General features: G+C 67.8%; 17 protein-coding genes and 1 pseudogene. 8 read left to right on the forward strand and 10 right to left on the reverse strand.

All coding sequences use genetic code 11. The features are described from left to right. Together CCS01_RS18885 and CCS01_RS18890 are read left to right on the forward strand one after the other, a co-directional pair. On the forward strand, nt 1-690 hold a 690-nt coding region (locus tag CCS01_RS18885; protein WP_239992248.1), incomplete at its 5' end, for an RluA family pseudouridine synthase. Nucleotides 691-1277: 587 nt separating this feature from the next. After that, the gene (locus CCS01_RS18890; RefSeq protein WP_104520323.1) at nt 1278-2330 is read left to right on the forward strand and encodes a class I SAM-dependent methyltransferase; all 1053 of its coding nucleotides are present in this window, start codon (nt 1278-1280) and stop codon (nt 2328-2330) included. A gap of 102 nt (nt 2331-2432) precedes the next feature. Here the strand turns inward: CCS01_RS18890 and CCS01_RS18895 are convergent. Beyond that, nucleotides 2433-2555 (reverse strand): annotated as a pseudogene (locus CCS01_RS18895) (DUF3830 family protein); the annotation flags it as partial. Between the two features lie 66 nt (nt 2556-2621). Then, nucleotides 2622-4070, reverse strand: a complete 1449-nt coding sequence (hydA, locus tag CCS01_RS18900; protein ID WP_104520325.1) for a dihydropyrimidinase — start codon at nt 4068-4070, stop codon at nt 2622-2624. A gap of 213 nt (nt 4071-4283) precedes the next feature. Between hydA and CCS01_RS18905 the strand changes: the two genes are divergently transcribed. Next, nucleotides 4284-4481 (forward strand): (2Fe-2S)-binding protein, encoded by a 198-nt coding sequence (locus CCS01_RS18905; protein WP_104520326.1) that lies wholly within the window; start codon nt 4284-4286, stop codon nt 4479-4481. Nucleotides 4482-4538: 57 nt separating this feature from the next. Further along, nucleotides 4539-5033 (forward strand): bacterioferritin, encoded by a 495-nt coding sequence (gene bfr, locus CCS01_RS18910; RefSeq protein WP_104520327.1) that lies wholly within the window; start codon nt 4539-4541, stop codon nt 5031-5033. Between the two features lie 65 nt (nt 5034-5098). On the opposite strand, the gene hpxZ is transcribed toward bfr, so the two are convergent. The 8 genes from hpxZ to CCS01_RS18950 form a co-directional block, all read right to left on the reverse strand. Continuing rightward, nucleotides 5099-5476 (reverse strand): oxalurate catabolism protein HpxZ, encoded by a 378-nt coding sequence (gene hpxZ, locus CCS01_RS18915; protein WP_104520328.1) that lies wholly within the window; start codon nt 5474-5476, stop codon nt 5099-5101. Between the two features lie 3 nt (nt 5477-5479). After that, a complete protein-coding gene (locus tag CCS01_RS18920; RefSeq protein WP_104520329.1) occupies nt 5480-6838 on the reverse strand; it encodes an AtzE family amidohydrolase in 1359 nt (452 codons plus the stop codon). Continuing rightward, entirely contained in the window at nt 6835-7020 is a 186-nt protein-coding gene (locus CCS01_RS18925; RefSeq protein ID WP_104520330.1) for a DUF4089 domain-containing protein, read from the reverse strand. Before CCS01_RS18925 ends, CCS01_RS18920 begins: the two co-directional genes overlap by 4 nt. Then, nucleotides 7017-8729 carry an allophanate hydrolase gene (gene atzF / locus CCS01_RS18930; protein ID WP_104520331.1) on the reverse strand — a complete coding sequence of 571 codons (1713 nt, stop codon included), beginning with the start codon at nt 8727-8729 and terminating at the stop codon, nt 7017-7019. Before atzF ends, CCS01_RS18925 begins: the two co-directional genes overlap by 4 nt. A 110-nt stretch (nt 8730-8839) precedes the next feature. After that, the gene (locus CCS01_RS18935) at nt 8840-9088 is read right to left on the reverse strand and encodes a hypothetical protein (protein ID WP_104520332.1); all 249 of its coding nucleotides are present in this window, start codon (nt 9086-9088) and stop codon (nt 8840-8842) included. Nucleotides 9089-9175: 87 nt separating this feature from the next. Next, complete coding sequence (nifJ, locus tag CCS01_RS18940; RefSeq protein ID WP_239992249.1) at nt 9176-12793, reverse strand: pyruvate:ferredoxin (flavodoxin) oxidoreductase; 3618 nt, start codon at nt 12791-12793, stop codon at nt 9176-9178. Beyond that, the gene (locus CCS01_RS18945) at nt 12790-14433 is read right to left on the reverse strand and encodes an NAD(P)-binding protein (protein WP_104520333.1); all 1644 of its coding nucleotides are present in this window, start codon (nt 14431-14433) and stop codon (nt 12790-12792) included. The genes nifJ and CCS01_RS18945 overlap by 4 nt, the downstream gene beginning before the upstream one ends. 94 nt (nt 14434-14527) lie before the next feature. Then, a complete protein-coding gene (locus CCS01_RS18950) occupies nt 14528-14998 on the reverse strand; it encodes a nucleoside deaminase (protein ID WP_104520334.1) in 471 nt (156 codons plus the stop codon). 258 nt (nt 14999-15256) lie between these two features. Here CCS01_RS18950 and CCS01_RS18955 point away from each other — a divergent pair, with 258 nt between their 5' ends. From CCS01_RS18955 to CCS01_RS18970, 4 genes are read left to right on the forward strand one after another with little or no spacing between them, the layout of a single operon-like run. Then, nucleotides 15257-16387 (forward strand): BMP family ABC transporter substrate-binding protein, encoded by a 1131-nt coding sequence (locus CCS01_RS18955; RefSeq protein WP_104520335.1) that lies wholly within the window; start codon nt 15257-15259, stop codon nt 16385-16387. Further along, nucleotides 16384-17496, forward strand: coding sequence for an ABC transporter permease (locus tag CCS01_RS18960; protein WP_104520336.1), 1113 nt, complete (start codon nt 16384-16386; stop codon nt 17494-17496). The genes CCS01_RS18955 and CCS01_RS18960 overlap by 4 nt, the downstream gene beginning before the upstream one ends. Next, on the forward strand, nt 17496-18410 hold the full coding sequence (locus CCS01_RS18965) for an ABC transporter permease (RefSeq protein WP_104520337.1): 915 nt from the start codon (nt 17496-17498) through the stop codon (nt 18408-18410). The genes CCS01_RS18960 and CCS01_RS18965 overlap by 1 nt, the downstream gene beginning before the upstream one ends. Before the next feature lie 2 nt (nt 18411-18412). After that, entirely contained in the window at nt 18413-19030 is a 618-nt protein-coding gene (locus CCS01_RS18970; RefSeq protein WP_104520338.1) for a cysteine hydrolase family protein, read from the forward strand. Nucleotides 19031-19066 lie beyond the last annotated feature (36 nt).

Here is a 19066-nt window from a genome sequence, read left to right on the forward strand (position 1 = left end):
CCTCCCCCCCTCCTCTTCCGGGACCAGCGCTTCGTCGTGCTCGACAAGCCGGCGGGGCTGCCGGTGCATCCGGGGCCTTCCGGCGGGCGCAGCGTCGAGGACTGGTTCCCTGCCCTGTCCCGCCGCCGCGACGGTCCCTGGCTGGCGCACCGGCTCGATGCCGACACCGCCGGCTGCCTGGTCGTCGCCCTGCGCAAAGCGGCGCTGCTGGCGGCGCAGGCGCTGTTCGCCGCGGGGACGGCGCGCAAAACGTACTGGGCGGTGGTGCGCGGGGACGTTGCCGGCGACAGCGCCACCGTGGCGGCGCCGTTGCGGCGGGTCAGCGATCGCGGCGGGTGGCGGATGGTGGTCGATCCGGGTGGCCAGCAGGCCGTGACGGACTGGCAGGTGCTGGGCCGCGGCGACGGCCTGACCTGGCTGGAACTGCGGCCGAAGACCGGGCGCACGCACCAGATCCGCGTGCATTGCGCCTCCCTCGGCCACCCGATCCTGGGAGACGCGCAGTACGGCAGCCCGGGCGGCAGGCTGCACCTGCTGGCGCGGTCGATCCACCTGCCGCTGGATCCGCCGGTCGATGCCACCGCGGAACCGCCGCCGCACATGCGCGCGGCACTGGCGCGCTGCGGGTTCGGTCCAGCCGGCGGCACCGCGGCGCCTCCCCGCTCACTCCTGGCCCAGCCGGGCGGCTGAGGAACCGGCGGCCGGACCTGCGGCCTGGCCAGCTTGTCCGCAGGCGGCGCGGCCAGCGATCCGCCCGCCGATCGGCCCGATGGGAGACGGCGGATACAACGTCTGCGTCAATCGCATGGAGCGTGTTGCCGGCACGGCACCGCGACTTCCGGCAAGCTGTAACGTTGTTCTCCGCCAGCCATCCCGCGGATCGGGTCAGCGCACCGCTGTTGTGTACCGGGAGTAACGATCGTCCGGCGGATGCCGACGGCGCCCCGATTATCATTGGCAAGGCTTCCGGCTCATCTAACGGAGATTTCATATGACAACAACCGGACGTCCCACCTACCAAGCGAGTATTGGGGCAGCACAAGTATTTTACGGCGGTGCCGATCAGCATCGGCTCCGCCTGGCTGGTCCGTCTTATAAGACGGCATTGTAGCGCCCGATTGCCATCGAACGCCGACATGCCACAGCGATGATCTGCCCGGCTTATCTCCAACGCGGGACAGAAACCACTCGTTGCCAACGATAAGGTTGTCGCAACCGCGCGAGAGCGGGCCGGCGTGCGTCGAAGGCAAAGCTGCGACCCGAAGGGAGGAACAATCATGGATGAAGCGAAGCTCCATCAATTCGTCGGCCAGATGCTCAGCGACCTGGGCGGGGCAATGAGCGTGTCGCTGGTGCGCATCGGCGATCGCCTCGGCCTTTACAAGGCGCTGCATGCCAACGGGCCGATGACATCCGGCGAGCTGGCAGCCAGGACCGATACCGCCGAGCGCTATGTGCGCGAGTGGCTGGCGCACCAGGCCGCATCCGGTTACATTTCCTACGACAGCGCCAGCGGCCGGTTCAGCCTGCCGCCCGAACAGGCCATGGTCTTTGCCGAGCCTGACAGCCCGGTTTACATGCAGGGCGCCTTCGACGTCGCGGCGGTCATGATGGAAACCCACGCGCTGGTCGAGCCGGCGTTCCGCACCGGCCAGGGCGTGGGCTGGGGCCAGCAGCCGCAATGCCTGTTCTGCGCCGTCGGGCGCTTCTTCCGGCCAGGCTACCTCAACAATCTTGTCAGCTCGTGGCTGCCGGCGCTGGACGGTGTCGTTGCGAAGCTGGAGCGGGGCGCGACGGTGGCCGATGTCGGCTGCGGCGAGGGATTCTCGACGGTCATCATGGCCCGGGCGTTCCCGAATTCGACCTTCGTTGGTTACGACTTCTTTCCGGATTCGGTCGAACGGGCCCGGCGCCACGCCGAGGAGCACGGCGTAACCGCCAACACACGGTTCGAAGTCGCCATGGCCAGCGAATTTCCCGGCAGCAACCTGGATCTGGTGACCTGCTTCGATTGCCTGCACGACATGGGCGATCCCACCGGCGTGGCGCGGCATGTGCGCCAGGCGCTGAAGCCCGACGGAACCTGGATGGTCGTCGAGCCGGCCGCGGCCGATCGGCTGGAGGACAACCTCAATCCGGTCGGGCGCCTGTATTACGCGGGCTCGACGATGATCTGCGTGCCGACCTCGCTGGCTCAGCCGGTTGGCGCGGCGCTCGGGGCGCAGGCCGGGTTCGAGAAGCTGCGGTCGGTCATCGGCGAGGGTGGGTTCGGGCGCGTGCGCAAGGCGACCGAAACGCACTTCAACATGATCCTGGAGGCACGGCCGTAGGGCGCTTGCCGCCGCCGCTGGATGACTGTCGCGGTATGTGCCGAACTGGCCCGGAACCTGCCGTGGCGGGGTGGCTGTTTCCAGCTACGGATACTCCCGCTGCTACGGCGCCCGGAACGCGATCTGCTGCGCCCCCTGCCACAGCACCATCCGGCCCAGCGGCAGCAGATTCTCCGTCCCTTCCACCATCGTCAGGAAATGGTTCCCCGCAAGCTGTCCCATCTTGCCGGCGAACCGCGCCCTGAAAGTGAATGGTCACGCAACGATCTCGATCAGGCTCGTGACCGTCCCTCAGACCCGAAATGCGCTGGCGTCGAAGCCGAACGGCACGTTGCCCGTCGGCCTGATCATGTGGTACGGCGCCCGCGGCAGGAACTGGCCGCTGCCGGGCTCGGCCTGGACCTTGCCGTCGCGCATCACCACGGCGCCGCGGCGCAGCGTGGCGACCGGCCAGCCGGTGACTTCCAGCCCCTCGTACGGCGTGTAGTCGATGATGTGCTGCATCAGGCCGTTGTCGATGACGACCTGCTTCCCCGGGTCCCACAGCACGATGTCCGCGTCCGTTCCGGGGGCGATCGTGCCCTTGCGCGGATACAGGCCGAACAGCTTCGCCGGGTTCGTCGCCGTCAGCCGCACGAAAGTGCAGGCGTCGATGCGGCCCTTCGTGACGCCCTCGCTGAACAGGATCGGCAGGCGCGACGCCAGGCCCGGCACGCCGTTGGGGATGTCGCGGAACGGCGCGCCGGTGCCGTGCACCCGCTTGCCCACCGGACTCTCGTAGCTCCAGCCACTGTGATCGGAGGAAACGATATCCAGCACGTTGTCGCGCACCATCCGCCACAGCCCCTCGCTGGCGGCGGCATCGCGCGGTGCCGGGCTGCACATGAATTTCGCGCCCTCGAAGCCGGGGCGGTCCATGTGGTCCGCTGACAGAACAAAATACTGCGGGCAGGTCTCGCCCCACACCTTCAGGCCGCGCGCCTTCGCCCGCGCGATTTCCTCCGCCACCTCCGGGCACGACACGTGGAACACCTGGATCGGCTGGTCGACCATTTCCGCCAGCGCAATGGCGCGGTGGGTCGCCTCCCGCTCCACCACGCTCGGGCGCGACCAGGCATGGTATTTCGGCGCGGCCCTGCCGTCGGCCAGCAGCGCGGCGGTACGCCAGTTGATCGCCTCGTAGTTCTCGCAATGCACCGTCACCAGTGCCCCGGTGCGCCGCGCCGCCGCCAGCACGCGCAGGAACTGGCGGTCATCCAGGTGCACCGGATCATAGGTCAGGAACACCTTCAGGCTGCGCACGCCGGAGGCAACGACCTGCGGCACCTCCTCGAAAATCACCGTGTCGGTTGCATCGGCAATGATCTGGTGGAACCCGTAGTCCACCATCGCTTTCGCAGCGCGGCGGTGGTACTCAGCCAGCGGCGCCAGGATGCCGCCGCCCTTGAACTGGGTGGAAAAGGTGATCACGCTGGTGGTGCCGCCGGCCAGGGCCGAGGCGCTGCCGGTGGTCCAGGTTTCCTCGTCCGCGCCACCACCTTTCCGCAACTGCTCGATATGACAGTGCGAATCGACGCCACCAGGCATCACCAGCAGCCCGTCCGCCTCGATCGTCCGGGCGCCGCGCAGCCCGAGGCCGATGGCGGCGATGCGATCGCCTTGGACGCCGACATCGGCGCGAAACGTATCCGCTGGCGTAACCACTGTGCCGCCGGCGATCACCAGGTCATAATCGGCCATCGTGCGTGCCTCCCTGTTCCGCGTGCTTTGCCGCAGTGTGTCGCCGGATCAGCCCGGGGATGTCCAGTCCCGCGATCGTGCCGCAGTTCGATGACACTGCCGCGGCCGGCCATGGTCATCGCATCGATCACCACGTTTCGTGCAATCTGTTGTTGCGAACCATTCGCAATCTGGGTTAGCATAGATCTTGCGTGACCTGGTGAAGGGCCCATCGTGTATATCTGCATCTGCAATGCGCTGACTGACAAGAAAGTCGAACAGGCGGTCGAGGCGGTGAACAGCCAACGCCCGCGAGACGTTTATGCGGCGTGCGACTGCCGGGCCCAGTGCGGCCGCTGCGTCAAGACGATCCTGCAAATGCTGCGCGACCATACGTTGCAGATCGAGGGCAAGCTTCAGGGTGCTGACTGATCCTCCTGGTTCGTGTAGGCTGGACGGAGGAACGGGTCCAACCAGGAGGCAGGGCATATGTTGCGGGACCAAAAGGTCATCGAGCACCTGAACACCCAGCTGACCAATGAGCTTACCGCGATCAACCAGTATTTCCTGCACGCCCGCACCCTGGAGCACTGGGGCGTCGCGAAGCTCGGCAAGCAGGAATACGAGGAATCGATCGACGAGATGAAGCACGCGGATTCGCTGATCCAGCGCATCCTGTTCCTCGATGGCCTGCCCAACGTGCAGCGGCTGGACCAGATCGCCATTGGCCAGACGGTCGAGGAGATCCTGCAGGCCGATCTGCGACTGGAGGAAAAGGCGCTGGGGGACCTGCGGGAGGCGATCGCTTATTGCGAAAGCGTGCGGGATTTCGTTTCCCGCGATCTGTTCCTGCACATTCTCGACAGCGAGGAAGCCCACATCGATTTCCTCGAACGCCAGTTCGACCTCATCAAGCAGATCGGCATTGAACGCTACATCCTGCTGAACGCCGCCTCGGCGCCCGAGCAGCCGCCCGGGGACTGAGACAAGCCGGCCATGACGAGAGAGCAACGACCAGTCTCAACGCTGGTTGGTACGAGCAGCCGCCGTCACCCGATCAGGCTGACATGCGCCGCGACCACCCGCCATCCGTCCGGCGTCCGCACCCAGGTCTGCATCTGCCGTCCCGTCTTTCCTGGTGCGGAATCACGGTGGAACAGCGTGGACGCAGTGGCAAAGTCCCGCCCGAACGTCGTGATCACCGTTCGCGAAATCGTCCGCGCCAGCCCGGCGGGTGAACGCGCGGCGCGGAAAACGCCGATCTCGTCGTAGCCATACAGGTTTTCGGCGATACCGTAACGGACGGTCAGGTCGCTGGGCCAGAACAGGCGCTGCAGCGTATCGATATCGTTGCTGACCAGCGCCGCCTCGTAGATCGCGAAGGCGGCCTCGACCTCGGCCTTGACGTCCGGCAGGTTGATCTCCACGGCTCAGCCCGCCACCCGGGCGACGCCGCCGGCTTCCAGGGCGCGGGCGATGCGCAGGGCGATGTCCTCCCGCCACGGTGCGGCGATGACCTGCACGCCGATGGGCAGGCCGGCGGCGGTGGGCAGCGGTACAGCAACGACCGGCAGGCCGATGAAGGAAATCGGCTGGGTGTAGACGCCGATATTCGGCCGCAGCGGCATCTCCCCCCCGTCCAGCACGAACGTCTTCTGCCCGATCAGCGGCGCGACGCAGGGCGTGGCGGGCGCCAGGATGGCATCGACGCGGTCGAACAGGCGCAGCACCTGTTCGCGGTAAGCACGGCGGAATTTCTGCGCCTGCGTCACCGCGGCGGCCGGTACCAGCGCGCCGGCGATCAGGCGGTCGCGGACGTCGGGATCGAAATCATCCGGCCGGGCGCGCAGCCGGTGCAGGTGCAGCGCGGCGCCTTCCGTCGTGGTGATGACATAGGCAGCACTGCGTGCACGCTGCGCATCCGGAATGGTGACCGTACCCGCGCCCAGCGCCGCGGCCACCGTGTCCAGCGCCGCCAGCGCCTCGGGCGACGCGCCGGCGCGGAAATACCCGTCCGCCGCAGCGATGCGCAAGCCAGCGATACCGCTGTCCAGCACCGGGACAACCGGCTCGACCGGGCGTTCGGCGCACACTGGGTCGTCCGGATCGTGCCCCTGCATCGCGTCATACGCCACCGCCAGGTCCGCCACGCTCCGCGCCAGCGGGCCGAGGTGATCCAGACTCGAAACGAACGGAAAACTCCCAGCCCGCGTCAGTCGCCCGAAGGTCGGCTTCAGCCCGAACACGCCGCAGAACGATGCCGGCACCCGGATCGAGCCGTTGGTGTCCGACCCCAGCGCCAGCGGCACCAATGCGCCGCCCACCGCGGCGCCCGAGCCGCCCGAGGAGCCGCCAGTCATCCGCGCCGGATCGTGCGGATTGCGCGACGGCCCGTCGTGCGCATTCTCGCCGGTGAAATCATAGGCGTATTCGCCCATGTTCAGCGCACCCACCAGGATCGCACCCGCCGTCTCCAGCCGCCGCACCAGCGGCGCGTCGAACGCGGCCGGGGGATGGTTGCGATTGATTTTCGAACCTGCCAGCGTCGGAATGCCGGCGACATCGATCAGGTTCTTCACCGCGAACGGCACCCCGACCAGCGGCCCCGGCGGCGTGCCGGCGGCGATCGCCGCATCCAGCCTCGCCGCTTTCGCCCGCGCCCGGTCCGCCGTGATGGTGGTGAAGGCGTTCAGGACCGGGTTCAGCCGCTCGATCCGCGCCAGGCAATCGGCGATCACCGCGGTAGCGCCGACCTGCCGCACGGCGGCGGCGATCTGCGTGGCGGTCATGCCCGGAACACCGGCGCGGGGTCCAGGCCATCGGGTATGTCGGCATCCAGCACCGCGCGGGCATGGCCGAGCGAAATCGCCAGGTGCATCCGCACCGCTTGCCGCCATTCCTCTCGCATCGGGATGCCGAGCGCCGTGGTGCCGGCATCGATCAGCGCGTCCAGGGTTGTTTCGTCTGTCATGATCCCTCCGCTTGCGTGCCCAGCCAGGCGCGCCAGCCGCCGAACCGGGTGACGTCTGGCGCGTCCGCCACGCCCGCCGACTCTGCCAGGAAGCCGAGGCACGGGCCATCCGCCAGCGCCACCGTCCCGAAGCCCAGCGGCGGCGGCACCTGCGCCAGCAGCGTGCCGATGGCGGCGGTGGGCAGCGCCCAGACCTCACCGGCAACGGCGCCTCCGCCCGATGCGCGCAGCAGGCCCGGCCGGTTGCCCAGGGCGAACAGCCGGTAGGCCGGCTCGGTCGTCGCCTGCCGCAGGAAGCGGCCGCCGAGGCCGGTGACCTGGCCGTTCAACGGCAGCCCGGACATGTGCGCGCCGATGCAGAACAGCGCCGTCTCGTCAGCCGCCAGGGTATCCGGCGGCGGCGGCGGCGGCAGGGGGTGGCCGGTGGCGCCGACGGTGGCGGCGAAGCGGCGGTGCAGCGCGTCGGCCAGCGGGGCAAGACGGCCTTCGGACCACGCCGGACCCAGCAACATGCCGCCCACCGGCGTGCCGTCCGGCGCGAAGCCGATGGGCACGGCGTAGCCCGCCATGTCACAGAGATTGGCGAAGTTTGTGAAGGTACCCAGGCGGCGGTTGGGACCAAGCGGGTCCGCAACGACCTCGGCCAGCGAGGGGCAGAAAGGCGCCGTGGGCAGCAGCAGCGCGTCGTGCCGCGCGAACAGGTGCTCGGCTTCGCGGCGGGCCTGGCGCAACGTGTGGAAGGCGTCGAACGCATCGACGGTGCGGCGATCCAGGCCGCTTTCCAGAATGGTCCGCGTCGTGGGATGGAGAACGTCCGGCCGGCGGCCGAGCACGTCGCGCAGGGCAGCCGTGCGCTCCGCCACCCAGGGACCTTCGTAGAGCAGGCGCGCGCTCTCCAGGAACAGGCTGATGTCGATGGGCGCGGCGTTCAGGAAACCGCAGGCCTGCCGGTAGGCGGCCGCCACCGCCGGCTCGCACAGGGGCGCCACGTCCGCCATCGCGACACGCGGCGCCGGTAGCGCCGCACTGCGCCGCAGATGGGGGTATGGCGGGCGGCGGGCGTACGGATCCTGCCCATCGAACCCGGCGATGACGCGCTGCACCGCCAGTGCCTCGTCCACCGAACGGGCGAACACCGAGATGGTATCCACCGAGCGGCACGCGGGTACCAACCCGGTCGCCGATATACTGCCGACCGTCGGCTTCAGCCCGACGATGCCGCCAAACGCCGCCGGCACGCGGCCCGATCCTGCGGTGTCGGTGCCCAGCGCAAATCGCACGATACCGGCCGCCACGGCGCAGGCGGAGCCGGAGGACGACCCGCCCGGCACCAACTCCGGATCGAACACGTTGCGCGGCACGCCATAGGGGCTGCGCGTGCCGACCAGTCCGGTGGCGAACTGATCCAGGTTGGTCTTGCCGATGAACAGCGCGCCGGCTTCCAGCAGCCGCCGTACCGCGGGCGCATCGACGGCGGGCGTGTAGGCATAGCCGGGGCAACCGGCAGTGGTCGGGACGCCGGCCACGTCGATGTTGTCCTTCACCACGAACGGAATGCCCCAGAGCGGGCGGCCGCGCGGCCCCTCGGCTTCCAGGGTGCGCGCACGGTCGAGGATCGCCGCATCCGGCTGCCGGTGGATCCAGATCGCCGCATCGGCGTGGGCGGCGTCGGCGGCGAGGGCCGCCTCGGCATGCTGCATCGGGGTCATGGGTCTCCTGTCGAAGGCGATCGGGTCCGTTCGAGGCTGTTACGGTCCTCGGCCGGGCGGCCTGGACGCCATGCAGGAATCAGGCCGTTCGCCGGCACGGGAACGCCAATCTACAGGCGCCAGGAGCGGTCGCGCGGGCCGCGCAGCCGCTGCCACACCCATGTCGGTACCGAAGCGATCGGCCAGCTGCCAAGGACCATCAGGCCGCCGAGAATCTGCGGCCCTTCCCGCTGCGCGGCCACGAGGAGAAAGATGCCGAAGCCGGCCAGCGCGGTCAGCATCAGGCCGCGTCCGAACCAATGGCCGCTGAGCCACAGCCACAGCAGCGCCAGGATCAGCAGTGCCCAAAGAAGCTTCATCTCACCCTCCAAGCGGGATTGCCCCGTGCAGTTTCCGATGCGCTACGGGAACTGACAATCGCAAATCTTCGCCGGGTGGGGCAGCGGCTATCCGCGCACGCCCTCCATTTCCTCGCTCCATGGCACCGCGCCCGCGCCGGTCGGGCGATCGACGTCGGCGGGGGAGAAGCGGGCGGCGGACCAGCCGGCCATTTCCTCGTAGGTGCGGTATTTCTCCAGGATCGCCGCCTGCGCTGCCTCCATCAGCCGCTTCGAGTCCTCCGGCCGGCTTTGCGCCAGCGACTTGTAGCGCATTTCGTTCCAGGCATAATCCTGGAAGCTGACCGTCGGCCGCGGGCTGTCGAGCATGAACGGATTGGCGCCGACACTGCGCAGCGCCGGATTGTAGCGGAACAGCGGCCAGTAGCCGCTGGCCACCGCCAGGTCCTGCTGCTTCATGCCGTGCTGCATGTCGATGCCGTGGGCGATGCAGTGGGAGTAGGCGACGATCAGCGACGGCCCGGAATAGGCCTCGGCTTCCCGGAACGCCTGGAGGGTCTGCTGCGGATTGGCCCCCATCGCCACCTGCGCGACATAGACGTTGCCATAGGCGATCGCCTGCAGCGGCAGGTCCTTGCGCGCCACCCGCTTGCCCGCGGCGGCGAACTTCGCCACCGCGCCGAGGGGCGTCGCCTTCGACGCCTGCCCGCCGGTGTTGGAATAGACTTCCGTGTCCATCACCAGCACGTTCACGTCGCGCGAGCTTGCCAGCACGTGGTCCAGCCCGCCATAGCCGATGTCGTACGCCCAGCCATCGCCGCCGACGATCCAGACGCTGCGGCGGACCAGATGATCCGCGACCGACAGCAGGTCCTTCGCTCCCGGCAGGTCGCCGAGCGCATGCAGGCGTTCCTTCAGGATCGCCACGCGCTGGCGCTGGGCGCGGATGTCGGATTCCCGCACCTGCGGCGCGTCCAGGATGGCTTCGACGAAATCGAGGCCGATCTCGGTTTGCAGTTTCGCGAGCAACGACTCCGCCAGGTCCAAATGCTGATCGGCGGCCAGGCGGAAGCCCAGGCCGAACTCGGCGTTGTCCTCGAACAGCGAATTCGACCAGGCCGGTCCGCGGCCTTCCCGGTTCTTCGACCACGGCGTCACCGGCAGGTTGCCGCCATAGATCGAGGAGCATCCCGTTGCGTTGGCGATCTGCGCCCGGTCGCCGAACAACTGCGACAGCAGCTTCAGGTACGGCGTCTCGCCACACCCGGCACAGGCGCCGGAGAAGGTGAACAGCGGCTCCAGGAACTGCACGCCGCGGACGTTGGCGAAATCGACGCGGCTGCGGTCGTTCACCGGCAGCGTGGCGGCGAAATCGAGGTTGGTGCGGGCGTCCTCCATCAGCCCCGGCTTCGGCGCCATGGCCAGCGACTTCGCCGGCTCGGTCGGGCAGGCTTCGACGCACAGGGAGCAGCCGGTGCAGTCCTCCAGCGAGAACGACAGCGTGAACCGGACATCGGGGAACCCGCGGACGTTGATTGGCGCCGATTGGAAAGCTGTGGGCGCAGACTGGAGCTTGTCAGCACCGAAGTAGCGGGCCTGGATCACGCCGTGCGGGCAGACGAAGCTGCACTGGCCGCACTGCACGCAGGTCTCCTGGTTCCAGGTTGGCACGGCTTCCGCAACGTTCCGCTTCTCCCACATCGCAGTGTCGGACGGCCAGGTGCCGTCCACCGGCAGGGCGCTGACCGGGATCTCGTCGCCGCGGCCTTCCAGCATCATGGCGGTGACACGGCGGACGAAATCCGGCGCGGTGGCGGGAACCGGCGGTACGCGCTCGAAACGGCTGGTGGGTTCGGCCGGGATCGCCACCGGGAACAGGCGATCGAGCGTTCCGTCCACCGCCTGGAAGTTCTTCCGCACCACGTCCTCGCCGCGGCGGCCGTAGGTCTTACGGATTGAATATTTGATCTGCTCGATCGCGCGGTCGCGCGGCAGCACGCCGGACAGGGCGAAGAAGCAGGTCTGCAGCACAGTGTTGGTGCGTCCGCGCAACCCGACGTCCTGCGCCACTTTCGAAGCGTCGATGACGTAGAGTTTGAGCTTGTCCCTGATGATCCGCGCCTGCATCGCGCGCGGCAGTCTGTTCCAGATTTCGTCCGGTCCATACGGCGCGTTCAGCAGCACCGTCGCGCCGGGGGCGGCGAGACGCAGCACGTCGTGCCGCTCGATGAAGTGGAACTGGTGGACACCAACGAAACTGGCCTGCTGGATCAGGAACGGCGCCCGTATCGGCTGCGATCCGAACCGCAAATGCGAGATCGTCTGCGCGCCGGACTTGTGCGAGTCGTAAACGAAATAGCCCTGCGCATGCAGGCCGGCATCCTCGGCGATAATCTTGACGGTGTTCTTGTTGGCGCCGACGGTGCCATCCGCGCCGAGGCCGTAGAACACGGCGCAGACCAGGCCAGGCGGATCGGCCGGGAAAGCGGGGTCGGGCGCCAGGCTGGTGTGGCCGACGTCGTCGTCGATCCCCAGCGTGAAGCGGGCACGCGGCGCCGGCTTCATCAGTTCGTCAAACACAGCCTTCGCCAGGGCCGGGGAAAAATCCTTCGACGACAGGCCGTACCGCCCACCCACGACCCGCGGCATGGTGGCGCGGTGACCGAGGGCGACCGCCTCGGCCAGCGTGGCGACGACATCGAGGTACATCGGTTCGGCCGGCGCGCCCGGCTCTTTCGTTTGCTCCAGCACGGCGATTTTCCGCACGCTGTCCGGCAGCGCCGCCAGCAGCGCGGCAGCGTCGAACGGCCGGAACAGGCGCACGTGCAGCACGCCGACTTTCTCGCCCGTCGCCTGCAACGCTTCGGCGGCGATGCGCGCGGTTTCGACGCCGGTGCCCATCGCGATCACCACGCGATCGGCGTCCGCGGCGCCGAACCAGTCGAACAGGTGATAGTGCCGCCCGGTCAGCGCGGCGAATTTGTCCATCTGCTTCTGCGCAATGCCGGGCACGGCGGCGTAAAACGGATTCACCGTCTCGCGCGCCTGGAAGAACGTGTCGGGGTTGTGCGCGGTGCCGCGGATGAACGGGTGCTCGGGATCCAGCGCCCGCTCCCGGTGCGCCCGCACCAGGCTATCGTCCATCATGCCGCGGATCTGCTCGTCCGACAGCAGGTCGAGCGTGTTCAGTTCGTGCGAGGTGCGGAAGCCGTCGAAGAAATGCAGCACCGGCACGCGCGATTCCAGCGTCACCGCCTGGGCGATCAGCGCCATGTCGTGCGCTTCCTGCACCGACGACGAACACAGCATGGCGAAGCCGGTGGACCGCACCGCCATGACATCGGAATGATCGCCGAAGATCGACAGCGCCTGCGTTGCCACGGCGCGGGCGGCGACGTGGAACACCGTGGGGGTCAGTTCGCCGGCGATCTTGAACATGTTGGGGATCATCAGCAGCAGGCCCTGCGACGCGGTGAACGTCGTGGTCAGCGCGCCGGATTGCAGCGCACCGTGCACCGCGCCAGCGGCGCCGCCTTCGCTCTGCATCTGCTGGATCGCCGGGATCTGGCCCCAGATGTTCTTTATTTCGGCCGAGGCCCATTCATCCGCAAGTTCCGCCATCGTCGAGGACGGCGTGATGGGGTAGATCGCGCAGACCTCGTTGACCCGGTAGGCGACATGCGCGACGGCGGTGTTGCCGTCCATCGTTGCGCGTGTGGCGGTCATCGCGGTGATCCTTCGCTGGCTGTATCGGCAACCATCTGGATGGCGTGGCAGGGGCATTGCTCGAAGCAGGTGGCGCAGCCGGTGCACAGCGCGTCGTTCAGCCGGTAGCCGTTGCCGGGGCCGAGCTTGACGATCGCCTGTTCCGGGCAGGCGGCGAAGCAGTTGTCGCATTCGAAACAGACGCCGCAGCTCAGGCAGCGCTGCGCCTCGTGCCGCGCGGCCGGCTGGTCAAGGCCGGCCAGCACTTCCCCGAAGCCGGCCAGGCGGTCCTCGTCCGGCAGGCGCTGTTGCGCGGCCGGATCAACGTCGCTGAACACCGGCAAATGGAGCATGGCGAACTTCACCACCTTGGGCTGCGGCGGCGGCTTGTAGGCGCCCCCGCGCAGCCAGGCGTCGATGTTGCGGGCGGCGAGCTTGCCGTGGCCGGTGGCGATGGTGACGGTGCGCTCGCTGGGCACCATGTCGCCGCCGGCGAACAGGCCGGGATGGCCGGTCATCATGTTGGCATTGACGCTGACGGTGCCGTCGGGTTTGGCCTCGACGCCATCGATGTCGTGCAGGAACGAACTGTCGGTCTGCTGCCCCAGCGCCAGCACGACGCTGTCGGCTTCCAGCGATTCGAATTCGCCGGTCGGGTGCGGGCGGCCCTTCTCGTCCAGTTCCATCCGCTCGACGGTCAGCGACGGGCCGACGACTTCGCGGATGCTGGTCAGCCAGCGGAATGTGACGCCTTCCTCCTGCGCTTCGTCGGCTTCGAAGGCGTGGGCGGGCATGTGGGCGCGGTCGCGGCGGTAGATGATCAAAGCCTGTTCGGCGCCGAGGCGGCGGGCGGTGCGGGCGGCGTCCATCGCCGTGTTGCCGCCGCCATAGATGACGACGCGGCGGCCAAGGCTGGGCCGCCCGCCGGTGCCCGCGTCGCGCAGCACCGAAACGGCATCCAGCACCCGTGCCGCATCGCGCGCCGGGACATCGGCATGCTGCGCGACATGGGCGCCGATGGCGACGAACACGGCGTCGAACCGGCCCTCGGCTCGTTCCGATTTCACATCTATAACCCGGTGGTCCAGCACGATGCGGACGCCGTAGCGCTCCAGCCGGGCGACCTCGGCGGCGAGCGCGGCGCGCGGCAGGCGATAGGCCGGGATGCCGAACTGCATCATGCCGCCGGCAGCCGGCCCGGCCTCGTGGATTTCCACCTGGTGGCCGAGACGGGTCAGGTGATACGCCGCCGACAGGCCGGAGGGCCCGGCGCCAACGATCAGCACGCGCTTGCCGGATGGCGGCGCGGGCGGGGGATAGTCCCAGCCCTGCTCGTTGGCGAGGTCGCCGAGGAAGCGCTCGACGGCGTGGATCGTCACCGGCGCATCCATTTCGCCGCGGTTGCAGTTCGTTTCGCACGGATGGTAGCAGACCCGCCCGTGCGTCGCCGGCAGCGGATTGTCGGCGACCAGGGTTTCCCAGGCCTTGCGGAAATCCCCGGCCTGGGCGCAGGCGAGCCAGCCCTGGATATTCTCCCCGGCGGGGCAGGCGTTGTTGCAGGGCGGGCGCAGGTCGGACCACACCGGATGACGGGTACGGAACGGTCCGGTGCCGTGCTCGAGAGTCAGATCGACAATCGGCGTGAGATCGCGCGCAGCCATAGGGACGAGCCTCCCGGTTCAACGAACCGAGAGAAGCACAAAATGGTGGAGTTGTGCCATGACATTGATCAACGCTGGCGGGGGGCAGCGGCCGTCAGTATTCGACCTTGTCCGGCTTGCGCAGCCACTCGTCGAACACCGCCTTGCCTTCCACGCGCAGCAGCGGCTGCGCCGGGATGGCGCGCTGCGCCGGCGGCAAGGGGATTTCGCAATACAGCTGGTCATCGCGGAAGCCGACGCGGGCGGCGTCGTGACGGTCGTTGGCGTAATAAATCCGGCTGATCCGGGCCCAGTAGATGGCGCCGAGGCACATCGGGCAGGGTTCGCAGTTGGTGTAGATTTCGCAACCGCTCAGGTCGAACGTCTGCAACGCCTGGCAGGCGCGACGCATGGCGGTGATCTCGGCATGCGCGGTCGGGTCGTTGGTGGAGGTGACCTCGTTGGCGCCTTCGGCGATCACCTTGCCATCCTTGACGATGACGGCGCCGAACGGGCCGCCGCGATTGGACCGCATCATCTGCATCGACAGCGCGATCGCCCGCCGCATGTGGTGTTCGTTGGACATTGCCGTTTCACTGCCATGACAGGCGGACAGACACAACTGCCACAGCCTCGTGCGGCAGGGTCAGGCCAGCACCAGCGCCGCCGGGGGTAAGGGACATATCGGCGGCTCAAACCGCCCGATTTGCGGCCGATTGCTGATTTCGTAGGCAGGCCGGTGCCGCCACGCCGTGCTTTCAGCCACGCGGGCATGGCATGACGCTTGCTACCTGCGTCGTCAATAGCGCTGCGCAACGGAATTCAATTGCGGAGGGGAAATATAATGCCTGCCGACACGCTGCTCGCCACCGACGTCTCGCGCCGCCGCCTGCTTGCGGGCGGCGCGGCCGGACTCGCCGCGCTCGGTCTGCCGGGGCGCCGGGCGAGCGCCGCCAGGCCACTGATCGTCGGCTTCATCTATGTCGGGCCGAAGGATGATTACGGGTACAACCAGGCGCATGCCGAGGCCGCGGCGATGCTGAAGAAAACGCCTGGTGTCAGCATCGTCGAGGAAGAGCGGGTACCGGAAAGCGATGACGTCTCCAGGACCATGGAGAGCATGATCCGGCTGGACGGCGCCACCCTGCTGTTCCCCACCAGCTTCGGCTATTTCGATCCGTACATGCTGCGGACGGCGGCGAAATACCCGAACATCCAGTTCCGCCACTGCGGCGGCCTGTGGCAGAAAGACAAGCACCCGATGAACACCGGGTCGTATTTCGGCTATATCGGCATGTGCCAGTACCTGAACGGCATCGCCGCCGCGCACGCAACGAAATCGAAGAAGATCGGCTTTGTCGCCGCCAAGCCGATCCCGCAGGTGCTGGTGAATATCAACAGTTTTACGCTCGGGGCGCGTTCGGTCGATCCGGCCATCACCACGTCGGTGATCTTCACCGGCGAGTGGTCGATGCCGGTGAAGGAAGCGGAAGCCTCGAACAGCCTGATCGACCAGGGCATCGACGTCGTGACCTGCCATGTGGACAGCCCGAAGGTGGTCATGGAAACCGCCGAGCGGCGCGGCATCTTCGCCTGCGGCTACCACGCCAACCAGTCGAAGCTGGCGCCGAAGGGCTACCTGACCGGAGCGGAATGGAACTGGATCACCGTCTACAGGCAGTTCATCGACGATGCCCTGAATGGCAAGCCGATCCCGAATTTCACCCGCGGCGGATTGGCTGAAGGATTCGTGAAAATGTCGCCGTATGGGCCGGGGCTTTCCGATGCCGGCCGCAAGAATGTCGATTCCGTCAAGGCGGAGATGATGAAAGGCGGCTACACGGTGTTCAAAGGACCGCTGAAGGACAACAAGGGCAACACGGTCATTCCGGCCGGCACCGCCTATCCGGAAACCGCGATTCAGCTTGAATCGCTGAACTATCTGGTCGAAGGGGTGAACGGCGCGATCGCATGAGCAGCGCAACGACCGCCGCTGTCCTGCCCGACGCCGTCCCGGCGCGCGCGGCCGATAGCTGGTATCCGCTGCGCCGCGCGCTGGAGGCGGTGCTGGCGCCGCTGGTCGCGCTGGGGGTGGCCGGCGTGCTGTTCTCGGTGTTCCTGCTGTGCCTGGGGCAGTCGCCGCTGGATTTCCTCGATCTGGTCTGGCGCGGCGCGTTCGGCAGTTGGTTCTCGATCCAGAACACGGTGCAGCGGGCGGCGCCGCTGCTGCTGACGGCACTGTGTGTGGCGCTGCCGGGCCAGCTTGGGCTGGTGATCATCGGCGGCGAGGCAGCGGTGGTGCTGGGTGGGCTGGCGGCGACCGTTGCGGCGTTGCCGCTGGTGCATGGCGGCCCGTTCCTGGTGCTGCCCGCCATGGCCATCGCCGGCATCGCCATGGGCGCATTCTGGATCGGCATCAGCGGCTGGCTGAAGGCGCGGCTGAACGTGAACGAAACGATCGCCAGCCTGGTGCTGGCGTATATCGGCCTGGCGCTGTTCAACCATCTGGTGGAGGGCGTGCTGCGCGATCCCTCCAGCCTGAACAAGCCGTCGACGTATGGAATCGGTGACGGCAACATGCTGGATACGGTGCCGTGGCTGGACGTGCATCCCGGGTTGCCCGTCGGCATCCTGGCCTGCGTGCTGTCCTGGGTGCTGATCTATCGCACCAGCTTCGGGTTTGCCTCGCGCGTCACCGGGGGAAACGTTCGCGCCGCGCAACTGCAGGGGCTGCCGGTGACGCGACTGATCCTTGTTGCCTGCGCCATCGGCGGCGGCTGTGCCGGGCTGGCGGGGGCGATCGAGGTGGCGGCGGAATATGGCCGGGCCAATGCCTCTCTGAACGCGGGATACGGCTACACCGGCATCCTGATTGCGTTCCTGGCACGGTTCAATCCGCTGGCGATCATGCCGATGGCGCTGCTGCTTGGTGGCCTCACCGCCGCCGGCGGGCTGCTGCAGCGGCACATGGGATTGCCGGATGCGACGATCCTGGTGCTGCAGGGGCTGATTTTCGTTTCGATCCTGACCAGCGATACACTATATGGCCGCTTCCGCTGGTTCCAGCCGCGCGGCACCGCCTGATGGAAGCGCTTTCCACCGTGCTGCTGGCAATGCTGGCGGGATCGCTGCGGGTCAGCACGCCGTTCCTGTTCGTCAGCATCGGCGAGTGCCTGACCGAGAAATCCGGCCGCATCAACCTGGGCAACGAGGGCGTTCTGGTGCTCGGCGCGATGGTTGCCTATGCAACATCGTACGAGACGGGCAGCCCGTGGGCGGGAGTCGCGGCGGCGGGGCTGGCGGGATTGCTGCTGGGCGGGTTGCACGGCGCGGTGTGCTCGCTGGCGCGGGTGAACGACGTGGCGATGGGCATCGCCATCATGCTGGCCGGCACCGGGCTGGCGTTCTTCTTCGGCAAGCCATACGTACAGCCCACCGCGCCGCTGCTGCCGGGTATCCCGTTCGGCTTCTGGTCGTCCAGTGCGCAGGTGCGGAACGCGTTGCTGGTGTGCCCGCTTTTCCTGCTGGGGATCGCGGCGGCGGTCGCCATGGAATGGTGCTTTCGCGCCACGCGCGTGGGACTGCGCATCCGCATTGTCGGCGACAGCCAGGATGCGGCATTGGCAATGGGATTGCCGATCGCACGGACACGCTTCCTGGCAACGGCGTGCGGCAGCGCGCTGGCCGGCGTCGGCGGGGCGTTCCTGTCGCTGTATTATCCCGGAAGCTGGAACGAGGGCCTGTCATCCGGCCAAGGGCTGATGGCGGTGGCGCTGGTGGTGTTCGCGCGCTGGAATCCGATCAACTGCATCTATGCCTCGCTGCTGTTCGGCGCGGCCGGCGCGCTGGGGCCGTCGTTGCAAACGATCGGCATCACCTGGGGCTACTACCTGTTCTACGCGGCGCCCTACGTCGTGACCTTGATTGTTTTGATCATTACCGCCCGCGGCGGCCGCAGCCTGCGCGGCATGCCCGGGCAATTGTCGATCGGACGGTAACCATGGCAACTATCGAGGCAGATCCCTATCCCTGGCCGTTCGACGGCTCGCTGGCGCCGGACACCACAGCGCTGCTGGTCATCGACATGCAGACCGATTTCTGCGGCGTCGGCGGCTATGTCGATGTCATGGGCTATGATCTTTCGCTGACCCGCGCGCCCATCGGCCCCATCGCCAACGTTCTGGAAGCGTTGCGGCCCAGGGGCTACACGATCATCCACACGCGCGAGGGCCATCGCCCGGACCTGTCCGACCTGCCGGCCAACAAGCGCTGGCGGTCGCAACGAATCGGCGCGGGCATCGGCGACCCCGGCCCGTGCGGCCGCATCCTGACGCGCGGCGAGCCGGGGTGGGAGATCATTCCGGACCTGGCGCCCCTGCCGCACGAGATCGTCATCGACAAGCCCGGCAAGGGCAGCTTCTACGCCACCGACCTGGAACTGATCCTGCGCACACGCGGCATCCGCAACATCGTGCTGACCGGCATCACCACCGACGTCTGCGTCCACACCACGATGCGCGACGCTAACCCACATTTGCCGACCAAACGCCAACTTAGCGTAACGAACGGTCCGAAAACCGGAGAAATCCGCCATTCATCCCGCCGGAATTTTTTGTAGTGCCATAATTTCACGGAACCCTCTTGACGACTCGGC

This window comes from Rhodopila globiformis (assembly GCF_002937115.1).
GTDB classification, from domain to species: domain Bacteria; phylum Pseudomonadota; class Alphaproteobacteria; order Acetobacterales; family Acetobacteraceae; genus Rhodopila; species Rhodopila globiformis.

Coding starts and splice junctions, on each gene's coding strand:
- CCS01_RS18890 (WP_104520323.1), top strand. CDS start 1,278: ATGGATGAAGCGAAGCTCCATCAATTCGTCGGCCAGATGCTCAGCGAC.
- hydA (WP_104520325.1), bottom strand. CDS start 4,070: ATGGCCGATTATGACCTGGTGATCGCCGGCGGCACAGTGGTTACGCCA.
- bfr (WP_104520327.1), top strand. CDS start 4,539: ATGTTGCGGGACCAAAAGGTCATCGAGCACCTGAACACCCAGCTGACC.
- CCS01_RS18920 (WP_104520329.1), bottom strand. CDS start 6,838: ATGACCGCCACGCAGATCGCCGCCGCCGTGCGGCAGGTCGGCGCTACC.
- CCS01_RS18925 (WP_104520330.1), bottom strand. CDS start 7,020: ATGACAGACGAAACAACCCTGGACGCGCTGATCGATGCCGGCACCACG.
- atzF (WP_104520331.1), bottom strand. CDS start 8,729: ATGACCCCGATGCAGCATGCCGAGGCGGCCCTCGCCGCCGACGCCGCC.
- CCS01_RS18935 (WP_104520332.1), bottom strand. CDS start 9,088: ATGAAGCTTCTTTGGGCACTGCTGATCCTGGCGCTGCTGTGGCTGTGG.
- nifJ (WP_239992249.1), bottom strand. CDS start 12,793: ATGACCGCCACACGCGCAACGATGGACGGCAACACCGCCGTCGCGCAT.
- CCS01_RS18945 (WP_104520333.1), bottom strand. CDS start 14,433: ATGGCTGCGCGCGATCTCACGCCGATTGTCGATCTGACTCTCGAGCAC.
- CCS01_RS18950 (WP_104520334.1), bottom strand. CDS start 14,998: ATGTCCAACGAACACCACATGCGGCGGGCGATCGCGCTGTCGATGCAG.
- CCS01_RS18955 (WP_104520335.1), top strand. CDS start 15,257: ATGCCTGCCGACACGCTGCTCGCCACCGACGTCTCGCGCCGCCGCCTG.
- CCS01_RS18960 (WP_104520336.1), top strand. CDS start 16,384: ATGAGCAGCGCAACGACCGCCGCTGTCCTGCCCGACGCCGTCCCGGCG.
- CCS01_RS18965 (WP_104520337.1), top strand. CDS start 17,496: ATGGAAGCGCTTTCCACCGTGCTGCTGGCAATGCTGGCGGGATCGCTG.
- CCS01_RS18970 (WP_104520338.1), top strand. CDS start 18,413: ATGGCAACTATCGAGGCAGATCCCTATCCCTGGCCGTTCGACGGCTCG.